The sequence below is a fragment of the Pseudoclavibacter sp. CFCC 13796 genome, assembly GCF_008831185.1.
Classification (GTDB): domain Bacteria; phylum Actinomycetota; class Actinomycetes; order Actinomycetales; family Microbacteriaceae; genus Pseudoclavibacter_A.
On sequence record NZ_WBKD01000001.1, the window covers coordinates 653,226 to 671,230 of the forward strand.

The 18,005-nt window shown below is 66.9% G+C and carries 13 protein-coding genes; 10 read left to right on the plus strand and 3 right to left on the minus strand.

The window, feature by feature from the left end:
- Positions 1-9: 9 nt before the first annotated feature.
- Together F8O07_RS02910 and F8O07_RS02915 are read left to right on the plus strand one after the other, a co-directional pair.
- Positions 10-600, plus strand: a complete 591-nt coding sequence (locus F8O07_RS02910; protein ID WP_225733144.1) for a hypothetical protein — start codon at positions 10-12, stop codon at positions 598-600.
- Positions 601-717: 117 nt separating this feature from the next.
- Positions 718-963: a hypothetical protein gene (locus F8O07_RS02915; RefSeq protein WP_158030657.1), complete on the plus strand. Its 246-nt coding sequence runs from the start codon at positions 718-720 to the stop codon at positions 961-963.
- A 111-nt stretch (positions 964-1,074) separates the two neighbouring features.
- Here F8O07_RS02915 and F8O07_RS02920 read toward each other — a convergent pair whose 3' ends face one another.
- Both F8O07_RS02920 and F8O07_RS02925 read right to left on the minus strand, forming a co-directional pair.
- Positions 1,075-2,424, minus strand: coding sequence for a M20/M25/M40 family metallo-hydrolase (locus F8O07_RS02920; RefSeq protein WP_158030658.1), 1,350 nt, complete (start codon positions 2,422-2,424; stop codon positions 1,075-1,077).
- 6 nt (positions 2,425-2,430) lie between these two features.
- Positions 2,431-5,091, minus strand: a complete 2,661-nt coding sequence (locus F8O07_RS02925; RefSeq protein ID WP_158030659.1) for an ATP-binding cassette domain-containing protein — start codon at positions 5,089-5,091, stop codon at positions 2,431-2,433.
- A gap of 148 nt (positions 5,092-5,239) precedes the next feature.
- Here F8O07_RS02925 and F8O07_RS02930 point away from each other — a divergent pair, with 148 nt between their 5' ends.
- The 5 genes from F8O07_RS02930 to F8O07_RS02950 all read left to right on the plus strand — a co-directional run bounded on the left by F8O07_RS02930 (position 5,240) and on the right by F8O07_RS02950 (position 11,020).
- Positions 5,240-5,890 carry an NAD(P)-dependent oxidoreductase gene (locus F8O07_RS02930; protein WP_158030660.1) on the plus strand — a complete coding sequence of 217 codons (651 nt, stop codon included), beginning with the start codon at positions 5,240-5,242 and terminating at the stop codon, positions 5,888-5,890.
- Positions 5,891-6,103: 213 nt separating this feature from the next.
- Entirely contained in the window at positions 6,104-7,480 is a 1,377-nt protein-coding gene (locus F8O07_RS02935; protein ID WP_158030661.1) for an aldehyde dehydrogenase family protein, read from the plus strand.
- Between the two features lie 185 nt (positions 7,481-7,665).
- A complete protein-coding gene (locus tag F8O07_RS02940) occupies positions 7,666-8,472 on the plus strand; it encodes a YceI family protein (RefSeq protein WP_225733145.1) in 807 nt (268 codons plus the stop codon).
- 32 nt (positions 8,473-8,504) lie between these two features.
- Positions 8,505-9,731, plus strand: a complete 1,227-nt coding sequence (locus F8O07_RS02945; RefSeq protein ID WP_192496611.1) for a glycosyltransferase — start codon at positions 8,505-8,507, stop codon at positions 9,729-9,731.
- Positions 9,732-9,733: 2 nt separating this feature from the next.
- Entirely contained in the window at positions 9,734-11,020 is a 1,287-nt protein-coding gene (locus tag F8O07_RS02950) for a glycosyltransferase (RefSeq protein ID WP_158030663.1), read from the plus strand.
- Here the strand turns inward: F8O07_RS02950 and F8O07_RS02955 are convergent.
- The gene (locus F8O07_RS02955) at positions 10,961-11,914 is read right to left on the minus strand and encodes a hypothetical protein (RefSeq protein WP_158030664.1); all 954 of its coding nucleotides are present in this window, start codon (positions 11,912-11,914) and stop codon (positions 10,961-10,963) included. The two genes, F8O07_RS02950 and F8O07_RS02955, sit on opposite strands and share 60 nt — an antisense overlap.
- A 359-nt stretch (positions 11,915-12,273) precedes the next feature.
- On the opposite strand from F8O07_RS02955, the gene F8O07_RS02960 reads away from it, so the two are divergent.
- From F8O07_RS02960 to F8O07_RS10790, 3 genes are all read left to right on the plus strand, one after another.
- On the plus strand, positions 12,274-14,472 hold the full coding sequence (locus F8O07_RS02960; protein ID WP_158030665.1) for an ATP-dependent Clp protease ATP-binding subunit: 2,199 nt from the start codon (positions 12,274-12,276) through the stop codon (positions 14,470-14,472).
- Between the two features lie 352 nt (positions 14,473-14,824).
- A complete protein-coding gene (locus F8O07_RS02965; protein ID WP_158030666.1) occupies positions 14,825-16,210 on the plus strand; it encodes a quaternary amine ABC transporter ATP-binding protein in 1,386 nt (461 codons plus the stop codon).
- Positions 16,210-17,988, plus strand: coding sequence for an ABC transporter permease/substrate binding protein (locus F8O07_RS10790; protein WP_158030667.1), 1,779 nt, complete (start codon positions 16,210-16,212; stop codon positions 17,986-17,988). Before F8O07_RS02965 ends, F8O07_RS10790 begins: the two co-directional genes overlap by 1 nt.
- The last annotated feature ends 17 nt before the right edge of the window (positions 17,989-18,005 follow it).

An 18,005-nucleotide genomic window follows, 5' to 3' on the forward strand; every position in this document is an offset into this window, starting at 1 on the left:
CTGTGGTGCGTGGATCATTTGCCTGCGCTGACGGCGGACTGCCGCGAGATCGGTGACTGGCTCGTCGCGCAGGATGCGCGGACGGTGCTCGTCGACGGGCGCTCGGGCAGCGGCAAGTCGTCGATCTCGGCGCGTCTGCAGCAGGCATGGCAGCACCGACTGAACGACACGAGGGTGCGGCTCGTGCATCTCGACGACATCTATCCGGGCTGGTCAGGCCTGCAGCGGGGGAGCGAGCATGTGCTGGAGCAGCTGCTGCAGCCGAGATGTCGCGGGCGGGACGGTCGCTGGCGGGCCTGGGACTGGGAGCGTGATGCGCCCGGGGAATGGCATCAGGTGCCAGCGGACGCCCCGCTCATTCTCGAGGGTGTCGGCGCGCTGACGGCACGATCGAGATCGTGTGCGGATCTGGCGATCTGGGTGGAGGCCCCGGCCGAGCTGCGTCGGCGCAGAGCGCTGCGCAGAGACGCAGACCTCTACGCCCCGTATTGGACGCATTGGCGGGCACAGGAAGACGCCTTTCTCGCTCGGGAACAGCCGCAGAGCGCGGCAGATATCATCGTGCGGAATATGACTCCGGGAGAGTTCGGCGAAGGCTGACCGACAGGCCTATTATCTGAGAGACTTCGGTCGAATTGACGCAGCAGTCAGCGATTCTCGTATCATGTCAGTAGTCTGATTCCCCCATCAGAACATGTGACGAATGAAAGGCCGATAATGGCACGCCGACCCGCAAATCCTGATCGCACTTATGAAGTTGTTCTCGAAGAGTTCCGCGTGGCTCGCGCTCAGGCAGACGAGCTGAAAGAACGCAGCAAAGAAGCGAACGCAGCGGCTGCGAAACTGAAGGCAGAGGCGACTCGACTGAAGAAGCGTGCGGTCGCTGAGGCCGAGAAGAAACTCGAGAAGGCCAAAGAGGAATACGAACGAGTCATCGATCTCGTCGAGCAGCCAGAAGACTGAACGCTCTGCTGCTGTGAACCGGGTGTCAGCGTGACCAGAGACGTCGCACTGGCACCCGGTTTGGGGCATAGCCCCCGACAGAAGAACAGCATCAAGACCGTCACGCAGCAGTCAGCACCGGTCAAAGACCAGTTCGGCCAGCGCTGTCGTCGTCAGACGAACAGACTCGACGTCGACGCGTTCGTCGTTGCCGTGCAGACGACGCCGGAACTCCGCGACGTCGATCTGTTTTGAGAAGAGGCCGAATCCATAGACGTTCGTGCCCATCGGACGCAGAAAACGGCCGTCGCTGCCACCCGGCCCGATGACCGAAGCGGGCACGGCATCCGGGTAGTGGTGTCGAAACACCTTGAGAATGCGCGCGTACATGGCGGTGTCGGTCGGCGTGATGTTGCCCGGTGAGAACTGATCGCCGGTGATGCGCACGCAGTCAGACCACGGCTTGAGCAGCCGTTCGAGCAGACCGTCGACGTCTTCGGGCGTCTGGCCCGGCAGCACACGGATGTCGAGATCGACTGTCGCAGTGCCCGGAATCACATTGTGTTTCTCTCCTGCGCGCACGATGTTCGGCGACACCGTCACACGAGTGAGCGCGTGCCCGAGCGGTGCGAGCGGGCCGAGCGCAGGCAGCGCCCCGTCGAGTCTTGCCGGGTCGAGAAGACGCTCGGTGAGGTCGGCGTCGAGCTGCAGTGCGTGCACGAGACTCACCCAGTGCGGCTGCACCACCGGAGGTGCCGGGTTCTGCAGCAGTTCGAGCACGATCTCGGCGGCGATCCCGGCGGCGTTGCGCGACCCCCACGGCACCGAGCCATGACCGGGCACGCCCGTGACGACCAGACGGCGTGCGGCCTGGCCTTTCTCTCCGATGCCGACGGTGATGCCTGAGGTCGCGCTTTCGGGTCGCAGCAGCACGCCGCCCTGCTCTGTGAGCGCCTCGTCGGTGCGCAGCAGGTCGGGACGATGCTCGCTGATCCATTCGGCTCCGTACCTGCCTCCGGACTCCTCATCGGCGACGGCAGCGAGCACGAGGTCGCCTTCAGGGCGGTGCTGCGGGTCGGCGGCGTGCCGGAACACGGTGGCCATCGCAGCCGTCAGTGTGAGCATGTCTATGGTTCCGCGGCCCCAGACCTCGCCGTCGATGAGCTCGCCGCCGAACGGGTCGTGCCTCCAGTGTTCGGCATCGGCCGGCACGACGTCGATGTGACCCAGCAGACACAGCGACCGTGCGTTCGGGTCGCGCCCGGGAATGCGCGCGATGAGCGAGGCGCGACCGGCGTGCGGCTCGACGATCTCGCTGACCACGCCGGGCTGTTCGAGCGCGTCGCGCAGAAAGGCCTGCAGCGTGCGCACACTGGTGAGCTCCTGGCCCGAATCAGGAGTGCCGTCGTTGACGGCTGCGTTGCGGACGAGGCGCTGCAGCAGCTCGAGCGACTGCTGAGACATGGCGGAGAAGTCGTTCATGACACCTCACGATACCCTGCCGGACTGCGGCGTCAGATGCCGGCTGAGGTAGCGGCCGGTGAGCGAATCGGTGTCGTGTGCGACCTGGTCGGCGGTGCCGCAGGCGACGATGCGTCCGCCGGCGGCACCGCCACCGGGCCCCATGTCGACCAGATAGTCGGCGTTGGCGATCATGTCGAGGTCGTGCTCGATCACGATCACCGTCGCTCCGCGCGCGGTGAGCCGGTCGAGCACGTGCAGCAGTGTGCGCACGTCGAGCGGGTGCAGGCCGACGCTCGGCTCGTCGAGCACGAACACGGCGTCTGACTGGTCGCGGTGCAGCTGGTTGACGAGCTTGAGCCGCTGCGCCTCGCCGCCCGAGAGCGCCGGCGTCGCCTCGCCCAGCGTGAGGTAGCCCAGGCCGAGGTCGTCGAACGCCCGCAGCCGCCGGGTGACCTTCGGCAGACTCGTCACCGTCGTGATGGCCTCGCGAATGGTGAGACCCAAGAGGTTCGGCAGCGACTGCCCGTCGATCAGGTAGCCGTCGGCGGCCGGGGCGAAGCGCGACCCGTGGCAGTCGGGGCAGGGGATGTCGATGTCGGGCAGAAACTGCACGTCGAGTGATACCTGACCGGTGCCCTCGCATCGCGGGCAGGCGAGCGAGCCGGTGTTGTATGAGAAGTCGGATGCGGTGCGGCCGTCCGCCTGCGCCTGCTCGGTGGCGGCGTAGGCCTTGCGCAGCTCGTCCATCACCCCGGAGTAGGTGGCCACGGTCGAGCGCACGTTGATGCCGATCGGCGTCGCGTCGACGACGTGTGCGGTGGCGATGCCCGGCGCCGAGATCGCGCGCACATGCGTCGGCAGTCTGGTTCCGGCGGCCGAGGTTGCGATCGCCGGCACCAGCGACTCGAGCACCAGTGTCGTCTTTCCCGACCCCGAGACCCCGGTGACGGCGGTGAGTCGCCCGCGCGGAATGCGCACCTGGAGGGGATGCACGGTGTGGACCGCCTCAGTGGCCATCTCGATGGCTCCGAGGGCGAAGACGTCGGCGGCGGCCGGGCGCTCGCGCACGACGACCGGCTCGGCACCGGTCAGAAAGCCGGCGAGCCGAGACCCACGTCCGACCGGCTGGTCGTCGTCAGGTGGGCTGCTTGCGGCATCCGTCGTCGTCGCCTCGGGGCGCTGCGAGGCGACCAGATCGTCGACGCTGCCCTGGGCGATCACACGACCGCCCTCTCGGCCCGAGCCCGGCCCGATCTCGATGAGCTGCGAGGCCTCGCGCAGCACCTGCACGTCGTGATCGACGAACACCACCGAGTTGCCGTCGGCGAGCAGATCGTGCATCACGCCGACGAGACCCTCGACGTTGGCGGGATGCAGCCCGATCGACGGCTCGTCGAGCACGTACAGCACGCCGGTGGTGCGATTGCGCACGGCGCGAGCCAGCTGCACGCGCTGGCGCTCGCCGGTCGAGAGCGTCGACGCCGCCCGGTCGAGTGTGAGGTAGTCGAGGCCCAGCTGCATCAGGCGCTGCGCCATCTCGGCGAAGGTGTCGACCAGGCCGTGCGCCATGGTCTGCATGTCGTCGGGCAGGGTGTCGAACACGGTCGGCGCCCAGTCGAGCACCGTGGCCAGCGTCATCGCGGTGACCTCGGCCAGGTTGCGCTGGCCGATGCGTGGGGCCCGTGCGGCGGCGCTCAGGCGGGTGCCGTGGCAGTCGGGGCAGGTGCGTTCGGTGAGAAAGCGGGCGACGCGTTTGAGGCGGCGTTCGTCGCCGGCCCGTTCCAGCTCTTTGGTGACCGTGAGACGCGCGTTGCGAAAGGTGAAGTCGAGCTCGTGCACGCCTTTGCGGCTGGTGACGGTGATGTGCTTCTTCTCTTCGGGGCCGGTGAGCACGATCTTGCGCTCGCGGTCGGTCAGGTCGCGCCAGGGCACATCGGTGCGAACGCCGAACTCGCGGGCGATCGCAGGCTGCACGTTGAAGCCGAACATGTTCCACGGCACCACTGCGCCCTCGTCAAGGGTCTTGCCGGGGTCGGGCACCAGAGCGTCGTCGTCGACGTCGCGCACGACGCCGGTGCCCTGGCAGCGCGGGCACGCTCCGGCCGAGTTGAAGGCGAGCGCCTCGGCGCCGGGGGCCTCCACGGTCGCACCGCACACGGGGCAGACGATCGGTCGTTCGGCCGCGACGTCGATGGTCGGCGGCACGTGGTGGCCGTTGGGGCAGACATGGCTGGCCAGACGCGAGAACATCAGCCGCAGCACATTGAGCAGCTCGCTCGAGGTGCCGAAAGTCGAACGCACGCCGGGCACGCCGGGGCGCTGCCGCAGCGCGAGCGCGGCGGGAACGTGGTCGACCGCGTCGACGGCGGCTCGCGGGGCCTGCGACATGCGGCGCCGCGTATAGGTCGAGAGGGCCTCGATATAGCGACGCGACCCCTCGGCATAGAGCACGCCCAGCGCGAGCGACGACTTGCCCGAGCCCGAGACGCCGGCGATGCCGACCAGCTGGTGCAGCGGCACGTCGACGTCGACGTCGCGCAGGTTGTTCACGCGTGCGCCGCGCACGCTGATGTGATCGGGCAGCTCGGTGAGCGGTGCGGGGATGCTCCGGTCGCGCCCGTCGTGGCGCCCACCGACCGTTTCGCTCGCGTCGTGGCTCGAGACTGCATGCTGAGAGGGCTTCATCGGTTTCACGATAGTCACGAATGCCGTGCGTGACGGCGGCGAACGTCCTCCGGTGCACCGCCGAGGGTCTGCGAGAGTCTGGAATAACCCGGGCGGAGAACCGTTCAATTTCTTGAAGCATCAACAATTTCTGACAGAAAGGCTCGTCATGACGACCATCAGCATCTTCGGCGGAACCGGCTACACCGGCGGAAACATCGCGAAGGAGGCCGCGTCGCGCGGCATCAGCGTGATCTCGTATTCTCGCCACCTGCCGGCCGACGACGCTCGCACAGACGGCGTCGACTACCGCACCGGGTCGCTCTTCGACGAGTCCGTGGTGCGCTCCGCAGTCGATGCGAGCGACGTGGTCGTCGTGGCGCTGCCGGCACGCGAGATCGACGGGCGCAAGCTCATCGAGGCGATTCCCGAGGTGACCGCGGCTGTGGCTGCTGCAGGCAAGCGTCTGGGCGTCGTCGGCGGCGCTGGGTCGCTGAACGTCTCAGAGGGCGGCCCCAAGGTGCTCGACACCCCGGAGTTCCCGGATGCCTTCAAAGAGGAGGCCGGCAACCATGGGAAGGTCCTCGATCTGCTGCGCACAGAGCCGAACGACGTCGACTGGTTCTACCTGAGCCCTTCGGGCGAGTACGGTTCGTTCAACCCCGGCGAGCACACCGGCACGTTCCGCCTCGGCGGCGACGTGCTGCTCACCACCGACGACGGTCACTCGTTCATCTCGGGCGCTGACTACGCACAGGCCTTCGTCGACGAGATCGAGCACCCGGCGCACAGCCGTCAGCGCTTCACCGTCGGGTACTGACAGCAGCCTCGACACCGCAGCGCTGTGTGCACACGTGGTGACAGGGCGACCCGGTCAGGTCGTCGTCCGGCACCACGCCCGTGCGCTGTGAGCGTACCCGGTGGAAGGTCGTCGATCGCAGCGATACTCTTTTGCTGGGAATCCACGGCCACGGTCGCATGAGCACCCGCACGCCGCGTCACCTGTTCAGAGAAGAAGAGAGGCCCACCAGACATGTCCATTGCAACCGTCAACCCCACCACGGGTGCCGTCGAGAAGTCGTTCGACGAGATCGACGACGCCGAGCTCGAGCGCCGCCTGCAGGTCGCGCATGACGCCTGGCTCGCTCATCGCAAGACCACGTTCGCAGAGCGCTCGGCGTTCCTGCTGAAGGCCGCCGACCTGCTCGACGCCGATGCCGAGACGCTCGGCCGCACCATCACCGTCGAGATGGGCAAGCCGCTGGCGCAGGCCGTCGGCGAGGTGCGCAAGTCGGCCAAGGCGCTGCGCTTCTACGCTGAGAAGGCCGAGGGGTTCCTCGCCCCCGAACCGCTCGACGATCCGTCGATCGTCGACGCCAGGCAGGCGTTCTCGGTCTTTCAGCCGATCGGCCCCGTGCTTGCGGTGATGCCGTGGAACTACCCGGTCTGGCAGGTCATCCGATTCGCGGCTCCGGCCATCATGGCCGGCAACGTCGGGCTGCTGAAGCACGCATCGAACGTTCCGCAGACCGCGGTGTACCTCGAAGAGCTCTTCCTGCGCGCCGGCCTTCCCGAGGGCGTCTTCCAGACCCTGCTGATCGGGGCACGCCGCGTCGAGAAGGTCATTCGTGACACTCGCGTCGCCGCCGTCACGCTGACCGGCAGCGAGCCTGCGGGCCGTTCGGTCGCCTCCATCGCCAGTGACGAGGTCAAGAAGAGCGTGCTCGAACTGGGCGGCTCTGACCCCTTCGTCGTCATGCCGTCGGCCGATCTCGACCAGGCGGTCGCGACCGCAGTGACCGCACGCGTCTCGAACAACGGCCAGGCCTGCATCAACGCGAAGCGTTTCATCGTGCACGCCGACGTCTACCATGAGTTCCTTGAGAAGTTCGTCGACGCGTTCTCCAAGCTGCGTCTCGGCGACCCGCTCGACGCCGCCACCGACATCGGTCCGGTGTCGACCGAGCAGGGGCGCGAAGACCTGGTCGAGCTGATCGAGGATGCCAAAGCCAACGGCGCCAGCGTGCTCGTCGGCGGCAGCGTGCCCGAGGGCGACGGCTGGTTCGTCGAGCCCACGGTGATCGCCGACCTGACCCCCAAGGCGCGTCTGTTCTACGAAGAGGCGTTCGGCCCAGTGGCATCGGTCTACAAGGTCTCGAACCTCGACGAGGCGATCGACCTGGCGAACGACACGCCCTTCGGTCTGGGCTCCGCGGCGTGGACCAACGACAAGGCCGAGCAGCAGCGTTTCATCGCCGAGCTCGATGCGGGCAGCGTCGTGATCAACAGCTCGACGATCTCGTACCAAGAGCTGCCCTTCGGCGGCACGAAACGGTCGGGCTACGGCCGCGAGCTCGCCGCAGAGGGCATCCGCGAGTTCACGAATCTGAAGTCGGTGCGCGTCTGCTGATCTGAGTCGGCCGCATCCGAACGCCCCGTGGCGTCGGCATCACATGATGCCGGTGCGGCGGGGCGTTCTCTGTGGGGGTCGACAGGGGGTACTGTCTCGCCCCGCAGGTCACAGTGGCGGCACAGCCGACCGCCCTAAAGTTGCAGGTACAAACAACGTGCATGCGCGGCCTGAGACATTGAGACATGATCAGGCTGCTGCCCGACGAGCAGAAGGAGCACACGATGCCCGCCACCTCCTCCCATGAACCGACTCCGGCATCCGACGAGGCCTCAGCAGATGGCCAGCCGAAGACGAGTCCCAAACGTCGGCGCCGGGTGTGGGGATGGACGATCGGCGTCGTCGTCGTGCTCGCCGCCGCCGCACTCATCTGGGGCCCGTCGGTCTATCGGACGGCATTCGTCGCCCCAGCTGCCGAGAGCCCGGTGGACGAGCTGCAGAACGATTCGTCAGGTGTGCAGGCCTCGCCGGTCGCGGCCGGGCAGTGGTCGGTCGCATCGGGGTCATACGCCGGCTACCGCCTCGACGAGGTGCTGCGAGGCGAGAACGTCACCGTGACCGCACGCACCCAGCAGGTCACCGGCACGGCCGAGACCACGGCGACGCAGCTCACGGCAGCGCAGCTCAGCGTCGACGTCGGCTCCATCGCGAGCGATGCCGATGCGCGCGACCGATACTTTCGCACACAGGCCGTCGACGTGAGTCAGCATCCGACAGCGACGTTCACCCTGACGCAGCCCGCCGACATCGCCGACGCAGGCGGCGCCACGCAGGAGTCGGTGCGACTGCATGGCGATCTCGAGATCAACGGTGTTCGACAGTCGGTGACTGTGGATGCCACCGTCGCCTCTGACGGCACCGGTGTGCGCGTCGCCGGGCAGATTCCGATCGTGTTCGCCGACTACGGGGTGCAGGCGCCGAATCTCGGCTTCGTCGCCGTCGAAGACCACGGATTCGTCGAGTTCTCGACCGTGCTGAGCCACGTCGGCTGATCGTCTCGGCGCTCTTCGGTACTCTTGAGGGCGTGACTCAGACGCCCCACGACCCACCCCTCCGCATTCTCATCGGCTGCGACACCTTCTCACCCGATGTGAACGGCGCGGCGAGATTCACTGAGAGGCTGGCTGCGGGGCTCAAACAGCGCGGCTACGACGTGCACATCGTCGCCCCGGCCACCAGCCGCCGCACAGCGGGCACGTCGACCGAGGTCATCGAGGGGGTGCCGATGACGGTGCACCGGTGGCCGTCGTGGCGGTGGTACCCGCACGACTGGCTCCGCTTCGTTTGGCCGCTCACGATCAGACGTCGGGCGCGTGCGCTGCTCGACGAGGTCAAACCCGACGTCGTGCACTTTCAGTCGTTCATCATCGTGGGCCGCGGGCTGGCTATCGAGGCGCACGCCCGGGGCATCAGGGTGATCGGCACCAACCACTTCATGCCCGAGAACGGCGTCGAGTTCACCGGTCTGCCGGCGAACCTCGATCGCAAGCTCATCGATGCGGTCTGGCGCGAGGCCCGCAAAGTCTTCGCGCTGGCGCAGTTCGTGACGACGCCCACGCAGCGGGCCGCCGACTACCTCGAGCGGTGCACCGGCCTGCGCGACGTGCTGCCGGTCAGCTGCGGCATTCGCGCCAGCGACTACACGCCCCGGCTCGTCGCGGACGACCCGGGCGTCGATCAACGGCTGGTGTTCGTCGGCCGGGTCACCGAAGAGAAGCAGATCGACGTCGCGCTGCGGGCGCTCGCCTCACTGCCGCCCGAGCTGCACGTGGGCTTCGACATCGTCGGCGGCGGCGACCAGCTCGACCGTCTGAAGCGGCTGGCAGTGGTGCTGGGGGTGAGCGACAGCGTGGTCTTCCACGGCCGGGTGACCGACGAGCACCTGCGCCGTGTGCTCTCTGAGGGCAGCGTCTTCGTGATGCCCTCGATCGCCGAGCTGCAGTCGATCGCGACGATGGAGGCCATGGCGTCAGGGCTTCCCGTCGTCGCCGCAGACGCGATGGCGCTGCCGCATCTGGTACACGACGGTGAGAACGGCTACCTCTTTCGCGCCGGCGACGTCGCAGACCTCACGGCCAAGCTCACCACCGTGCTGCGGCAGAGTCAGGCTGAGCGTCTGCGCATGCAGCGCGCCTCGCTGCAGGGCGTTCGCGTGCACGACATCGATCGCACGCTTGACGTCTTCGAACAGCTCTATCACGGGCATCGCCCGAAGACGCAGCCGGCGGACGAATCGAACGAACCGCGCTGATCATGCATGTGCTCATCGTCACCGACCAGCACGCCGACTCCCTCGGCGGGGCGCAGGTGTCGATTCGGCAGCAGCAGGCTGCGCTGACCGAAGCCGGCCATCTCGCCACGGTGGTGGCCCCACGTCTGCACCGGCCGCATCCGCCCCGCGCTCATGACATCGACCTGCCCTCGATGCGCATCACCCGCGACGGCGAGTACGGCATGTCCTGGCCAGGGCGCCGCATCGACCGTCTTCTGCTGCAGCGCCTTGGCCAGCTTCCGCCGGTCGACGTCGTGCACGTGCAGGGCGACTTCTGGGGCGCGCTGATCGGCTACCGCATCGCACGACTGCTGCACGCGCCGGTGGTGCACACACTGCACAACGACGTCGACTCCGGCACGCGCGCAGTCACGCCGCTGGCAGGCCTGGTGTTCGTCGCGCTGCGTGCCTGGCGGCGGATGCTCCTGGGGCGTTCGCTGCCCGTGTCACCTCGCGCTCGGGGGGCGTGGCGATATCTCGCCGAGCTCACCGCCGCTGCCCGAGTGGTGATCTCTCCCAGCGCGCACTTCGCCCGACGGCTGCACGAGCATGGGGTCGAGGGAGCGATCGTGATGCCGACGGGCGTCGACGACCAACTGATCGCGCAGGCCCAGGGCGGGGCAGAGTCACAGGAATCTGCGCCGATTCGGCTCGTCTGGCTGGGACGCATGAGTAGCGAGAAGCGCATCGTCGAGGCCGTCGAGGCGTTCGCCGCAAGCGAGCGCGCAGCCGCAGCCTCGGCCGAGCTGCACGTCTACGGTCACGGGCTGCTCGAAGCGATGGTGCGACGGCGCATCGACGAACTGGGCATCAGCTCTCGGGTGCGGCTGTACGGCGCTGTGTCGCATCCTGAGGCGCTGCGTGCGATCGCTCGGGCGGACGCACTGCTGCAGACCTCCGTGGGGTTCGAGACCCAGGGCATGACCGTGTACGAGGCCTCGGCACTCGGCACCCCGGTGGTGTTCTGCGATCGTGCGATCGCCGACGAGGTCGACGTGCGGCCGAGCTGGGTGACGGCGGGCTCGTCGACCGCCGACCTCGTGCGAGCGATCGACGAGGCCGTCGCCGCGATCGAACAGAGTCGAGCCGATGGCCGTGAGCTGCGCGTCACCGACGTCGATCGCATGCGCTGGCTGCAGAGCCGGCTCACCGAGCAGATGCTGCGACGGTATCGAGCCCTGATCGGCGCGCGAACGACCGTGCGACGCTCAGGCGCGGCGGCGTCGAGCGATCACGAAGATCGTTCGGCTGACCAGGGCAACCACTAAGAAGACCACGCCGATGACGGTGGCCAGCGTCTGCAACGGCATCGTCACGCTGGTGAAGAGCGGCTGTGCGGCGTCGCCCAGCTGGCGCTGCAGCAGATTCGCCATCAGCCAGGCGCCGGCACGTGCGAGCGCGAAGGTCGCCGCACACGCGACCACCAGCCACGTGGCCACGCGACTCAGCGCTCGCATCCGCCCGCCGGCTGCCAGCGCAACGCCGGCGACCAATGCGATGACGACACCGGCGATCAGCGGAGTGGCGTACTGATCGGCGATCGCCACGACGGGCTTGGCCTTCTCGATCGACCCGGTCGGGCCGATGGGCATCGTGATGTCGGCATCAGGCAGCATGGCGGCCAGCGGTGCGTTGATCGTGGCCAGCTGGGTGCGTGCCTGGTCGACGAGGGGGCCGAGCTGCAGGGTGAACGAGTCGTCGGTGGGAGTCGTCTCGCCGCGCAGGGCCGCGACGTTCTGCTGGTGCGACGCGGAGAGCAGGGCACGCCACGTCTGCTGCATGGTGTCCGGGGCGAGGGCGGCGTCGATCCCGGCTCGCAGATCTTTCTGCACTGCGTCTCCGATGACGGCCTGTGCCCCGGCGGGCAGGGTGACCCGTGCCTTGATCGTGTTGGTCGCTTTCGTCACGATGGCGTCGCGAACGTTCGAGTCGTTGATCAGATCGGCGTTCTGGGCCACGAACGCGTCGGTGTCGAGCAGATCGTGCTCGAGCCACCACCCTCCCATGGCCAGCGGCGAGGCCAGCACGGCGAGGGTCAGCAGCAGGCCCGAGAAGAAGCTCGCCCAGCGTGAGCCGATGCTGCGAGGCTCCTGCGTGGGGGCGTCTTCGGCGTCTCCGACGAGCTCGTCGAAGCTGACGGACTGGGCATGCTGTCTCGACATGGGGGCCTTTCCTCGTCGGGCTGCGCCGACTTCGCGGCGGTGCTGTGACCGACTGACTGGTGCTGCGCTCTCTGCATCACTGTAGTGGTGACGCAGCGGATGTCGCCGGTGACCTGCGCAGCGCAGGTGTTCTTGGGCGCTGTGCTGCGGGCGGCGTTCAGCTGGCGCCGACCGCCGGGCTTCGCATCAGCTGTGCGAATCAAAGTTGAGTGGAATAGACTCAAGTTGTGAGGAGTTGTGAGAGATGTGAACGTGAGAGTGGGGTCGCGGTGGCGGCCCCAGGTATCGCACATGTCTGACTGAGGTTTCACCGCAGGTGCGGACGAGACGACAGGGCTCGCCGCACGAAAGGAGACAGCATGGCACAGCAGCCACAGGGCCAACAGCCCAATCAGCAGGAGGAGAAGTCGGCGCTCGAGCAGTACGGCACCGATCTGACCGAGATCGCGAAGAGCGGAAAGCTTGACCCGGTGATCGGTCGCGACGCCGAGATTCGTCGGGTGTCGCAGGTGCTCACCCGTCGCACGAAGAACAATCCGGTGCTCATCGGCGAGCCCGGCGTCGGCAAGACGGCCGTCGTCGAAGGACTCGCACAGCGCATCGTGAAGGGAGACGTTCCCGACTCGCTGAAAGACAAAAGGCTCATCTCGCTCGATCTGGGCGCACTCGTCGCCGGTGCAAAGTATCGCGGCGAGTTCGAAGAGCGGCTGAAGAAGGTGCTCGCCGAGATCAAGGCGAGCGAAGGCCAGGTCATCACCTTCATCGACGAGATCCACACGCTGGTGGGTGCGGGCGCCGGTGACGGGCAGGACGCCGCGAACATGCTGAAGCCGATGCTGGCTCGTGGCGAGCTGCGCCTGATCGGCGCGACCACCCTGAACGAGTATCGCGAGTACATCGAGAAAGACTCCGCACTGGAGCGTCGCTTCCAGCAGGTCTATGTCGGCGAGCCCAGTGTCGAAGACACCGTGGCGATCCTGCGCGGTCTGAAAGACACGTACGTGAACTTCCACGGGGTGCGCATCACTGACGGTGCGCTCGTCGCAGCCGCACAGCTGTCGAATCGCTACATCCCCGATCGTCAGCTGCCCGACAAGGCCATCGACCTGATGGACGAAGCGGCCAGCCGACTCAAGATGGAGCAGGAGTCTTCGCCTGAAGAGATCGACGCGCTCAACCGTGAGCTCGCACGACTGAACATCGCCGAGGCGTCGCTGAAGAAGGAGTCCGATGCGGCGAGCCAGGATCGTCTGAAAGACGTGCAGAAGAACAAAGCGAAGGTCGAGCATGATCTCGACGAGCTGAAGACGCGCTGGGAGTCGGAGCGTCAGGTCTTCCAAGGCGCGAAAGAGCTGCGCGAGCGCAAAGCCGACCTCGAGAAGCAGCAGGAGCGGCTGCTCAACGAGCAGCTCGCCAGCGGCAGCAACGATCCGGGCGTCTGGAAGAAGCTGTCTGAGATCGAGAGCAGGCTTCGTGCCATCGAGGGCCAGCTGAAACAGGCGGAAGAAGCCGAACAGACTGCCGAGCACAATGGCGAGCGCATGGTCAGCACCGAGGTGACCGAAGACGACATCGCCGAAGTCGTGGCAGCCTGGACCGGCATCCCCGTCGGCAAGCTGCTGCAGGGCGAGACCGAGAAGCTGCTGCACCTCGAAGACGAGCTGGGCAAGCGTCTGATCGGGCAGAAGGCCGCCGTTCACGCGGTCGCCGAGGCCGTTCGGCGCACCCGCGCAGGCATCGCCGACCCGAATCGTCCGACCGGATCGTTTCTGTTCTTGGGGCCGACCGGTGTGGGTAAGACCGAGCTGGCGAAGGCGCTCGCCGAGTTTCTCTTCGACGACGAACGCGCGATCGTACGCATCGACATGTCGGAGTACGGAGAGAAGCACACGGTCTCTCGTCTCGTCGGAGCTCCTCCGGGCTACGTGGGCTACGAACAGGGAGGTCAGCTGACCGAGGCCGTGCGGCGCCGCCCGTACTCAGTGGTGCTGCTCGATGAGGTCGAGAAAGCTCATCCCGACGTCTTCGACGTGCTGCTGCAGGTGCTCGACGACGGTCGCCTGACCGATGGTCAGGGTCGTACGGTCGACTTCCGCAATACGATTCTGATTCTCACGTCGAACTTGGGCAGCCAGTTCCTGATCGACGCATCGCTCGCCGACGACGTCAAGCGCGAGCGGGTCATGCAGGTCGTGCATCAGACGTTCAAGCCGGAGTTCCTGAACCGCCTCGATGACATCGTGCTCTTCGATTCGCTCACCAAAGAGGAGCTCACGAAGATCGTCGATCTGTACGTCAAACGGCTCGGCGTTCGCCTGGAGTCGCGCCGGCTGCGCCTGGTCGTCTCGCCCGAGGCGAAGACCTGGCTGGCAGACAAGGGGTACGACCCGGTCTATGGAGCTCGCCCGCTGCGTCGTCTGGTGCAGAAACAGGTCGACGACCAGCTCGCCACGAAGCTGTTGGCCGGCGAGGTGCGTGACGGGCAGAGCGTGCGCGTCACGGTGAAGCCTGACGGAGACGGCTTGGAGGTCGATGCCGAGGGGGTCGTCGAGGGCTGACGTGAGACCGCTGCGATGACAGCGCTGTGAGTCGCGGATGTGGGGTCGAGCCTGAGGGCTCGGCTCCACATCTCTTTCACCAGGTAAAGAAGTCGCGGCGCAGTGGCGTACACTGCTTGGAGCACAATAGAACGCGCGTGATCGCGACGGGCTCTGCTCCGCGGTCATTCGTATGGTTGTCGCAGGGGCGTGCGAACCGCGCACGTATGGTCTCACTGATCGCCGCCATGAAGGCCAGGCTTGATCCGGTGAGTGTCTCAGACCCGCGGCGACCCGTTCGCGACACTCGGCACGACGTCTGAGCGCCACGCATTGCAGCGCCAGCTCCCGACGACGTGCCACGGAGGTGAGCATGACGTCTGCCGTGATCGAAGTCGAGCATCTGTACAAGGTGTTCGGCAGAAAACCCCAAGAAGTGATTCGGCGCCTCAAAGAGGGCGCAGACCGCAGCGAGCTCACCCAGCTCGGCACAGCCGCGGTCATCGATGCGAGTTTCACCGTCGATCGCGGCGAGTTCTTCGTCGTCATGGGGCTGTCGGGTTCGGGCAAGTCCACGCTGATCCGCATGCTGAACGGGCTCAACGAGCCGACCGCAGGGTCGGTCAGCATCTTCGGCCATGACTTGAGCGATCTCGATCCCAAAGAGCTGCGCGCGCTGCGTCGCAAACGCATCTCGATGGTCTTCCAGCACTTCGCCCTGCTGCCCAACCGCACCGTGCTCGAGAACGCCGCATACGGCCTCGAGGTGCAGGGCGTCGACTTGCCCGAACGCACCGAGCGGGCCATCACGGTGCTCGAACGCGTCGGGCTGCGTGACTGGGCGAGCAAGTATCCCGGCGAGCTCTCGGGCGGCATGCAGCAGCGCGTCGGGCTGGCGCGTGCGCTCGCCGCCGACACCGACATCCTGCTCATGGATGAGGCGTTTTCGGCTCTCGACCCGCTGATTCGCCGAGAGATGCAGGAGCAGCTGCTCGACCTGCAGGAAGACCTCAAGAAGACCATCGTCTTCATCACACACGACCTGAACGAGGCGATGTTCCTCGGCGACCGCGTCGCGGTGATGCGCGACGGACGCATCGTGCAGAGCGGCACGCCCGAAGACATCCTCACCGACCCGGCGAACGACTACGTCGCGCAGTTCGTGCAGGACGTCGACCGAGCGCGCGTGCTCACCGCGCGCAGTGTGATGGAGCCGATCCTCGGTCAGGTGCAGATCGGTTCGGGCCCGCGCACCGCGCTTCGGCTGATGCGCGAGCAGCAGATCCCCTTCGTGTTCGTGCTCGACCGCGGCCGCAAATACCGCGGAGTGGTCTCGGACCGCGACGCGACCCGTCTCATCAAAGACGGCGTCACCGATCTCAGCTCGGTCGTGCAGCCCTCGATCACCGTCGGCCCCGACGAGCTGCTGGCCGATCTGGTGCGCCCGTCGGTCATCTCGAAGATCCCACTCGGCGTCGTCGACGACCACGGTCGGCTGCTCGGGGGCATCCCACGCGCCACGCTGCTGGCCTCGCTCGGCAGCGTGCCGGCGACGACGCAGGCGATCGACGTGATCACTCCGGAGGTGCGGGCACTGGCCGAGGGTGACACCCTGACCGAGCAGGCGCACGCAGCGCTGCAGGGCGCCATCGACAGCGGAGGCGAACCTCGCGAGTCGGTGAGCATCGGCACCGGTGCGACAGCGGATGCCGTGGCTGCGCCCGAAGCGGCGGCTGACGACCGAGAGGAGGCCAACTGATGGATCCCATCGTTCGCATTCCGCTCGGTGACTGGGTCGCCGACTTCATCTCCTGGATCACCGACGTGCTCGGCTGGTTCTTCACCGGCATCGGCGTCGGATTCGGCGGCATCTACGACGGCCTCGCCTGGCTGCTCGTCACCCCGCCGTTCTGGGTGGTGATCCTGCTGCTGGCCGCACTGGCCACGTGGGTCGCGACCTGGCGTCTGGGGCTTTTCTCACTGGTCGGGCTCACCCTCGTCTACACGCTGAATCAGTGGTCGAATGCGATGGACACGCTCGCGCTCGTGATCGTCGCGAGTCTGATCGCCGTGATCATCGCCGTGCCGCTGGGCATTCTGGCGGCGAAGTCGCAGACCGCCTCGAAGATCATCAGACCGGTGCTCGACTTCATGCAGACGATGCCTGCCTTCGTCTACCTGATTCCCGCGATCATCCTCTTCTCGGTCGGCGTGGTGCCGGGCATCGTCGCCGCGATCATCTTCTCGCTCGCTCCCGGCGTGCGTCTCACCGAGCTCGGCATCCGCGGCGTCGACGCCGAAGTCGTCGAGGCCGGGCGGTCGTTCGGGGCCTCGCCCTGGCGCATCCTCAAGCAGATTCAGCTGCCGCTCGCGCTGCCGTCGATCATGGCCGGCGTGAACCAGGTGATCATGCTGAGCCTGTCGATGGTCGTCATCGCGGCCATGGTGGGAGCCGACGGCCTCGGCAGCCCGGTGGTGCAGAGCCTGAGCCGCATCGACGTGGCGCTCGGCTTCGAGGCCGGGCTGTCGGTCGTGATCCTGGCCGTCTACCTCGACCGCGTGACCTCGGCCATGGGGCGTCGCGTCTCGACGTCGGCGCGCCCCGTTTCGGCGGATGCCGGCGCAGGGGAGTCGGCCGGCCCGGCTGCCAGTCACACGCGTCGCAACACGCTGATCGCGTTGGGCGGGGTCGTGGTGCTGGTGCTCGCGAGCATCTTCAACGGCGGTCTCTCCGGGCTCGGCTCGACGCAGAAGACTGTGCGCATCGCCGTCATGAACGGCTGGGACGAGGGCATTGCGGCCTCGTGGCTGTGGAAGCAGGAGCTCGAAGGCAAGGGGTACAAGGTTCAGCTGACCAATGTCGACCCGGCCGCCGCCTACACCGGTGTCGCGCAGGGCAGCTTCGACTTGGTGCTCGACACCTGGCTGCCTGAGACCCATCGCGACTACATCGAGCAGTACGGCGACAAGATGATCGACCTGGGCGCCTGGAACGACGAGGCCAAGCTGACCATCGCCGTCAACGAGGATGCTCCGATCACGTCGCTCTCCGAACTGGCGGCGAACGCCGACGCGTTCGACAACCGTCTGATCGGCATCGAACCGGGCGCCGGGCTCACCCGCATCACCAAAGAGGCGGTGATCCCCCAGTACGGTCTGCAGGGCATGGACTACACGACGTCGTCGACCACCGCGATGCTCACCGAGCTGAAGAACGCGACCAGCGGCGGCAAGAACATCGTGGTCACACTGTGGAAGCCGCACTGGGCGTACGACGCGTTCCCGATCCGCGATCTCGAGGATCCACTGGGCACACTCGGTCAGGCCGAGCAGATTCACAGCTTCGCCCGGGCCGGTCTCGAAGACGACGACCCAGATCTGGTGCGCTGGATGCGCGGCTTCCGCATGGATACCGCGACGCTCGCCTCACTCGAGAACGCGATGTTCAACAGCGGCGTCGACGGCAACGACTACACGCGTCCCGTGCGCGAGTGGTCTGACGAGAACCGCGAATACGTCGACCGGCTCACGCAGTGAGCGGTCGCCGGTTCGGC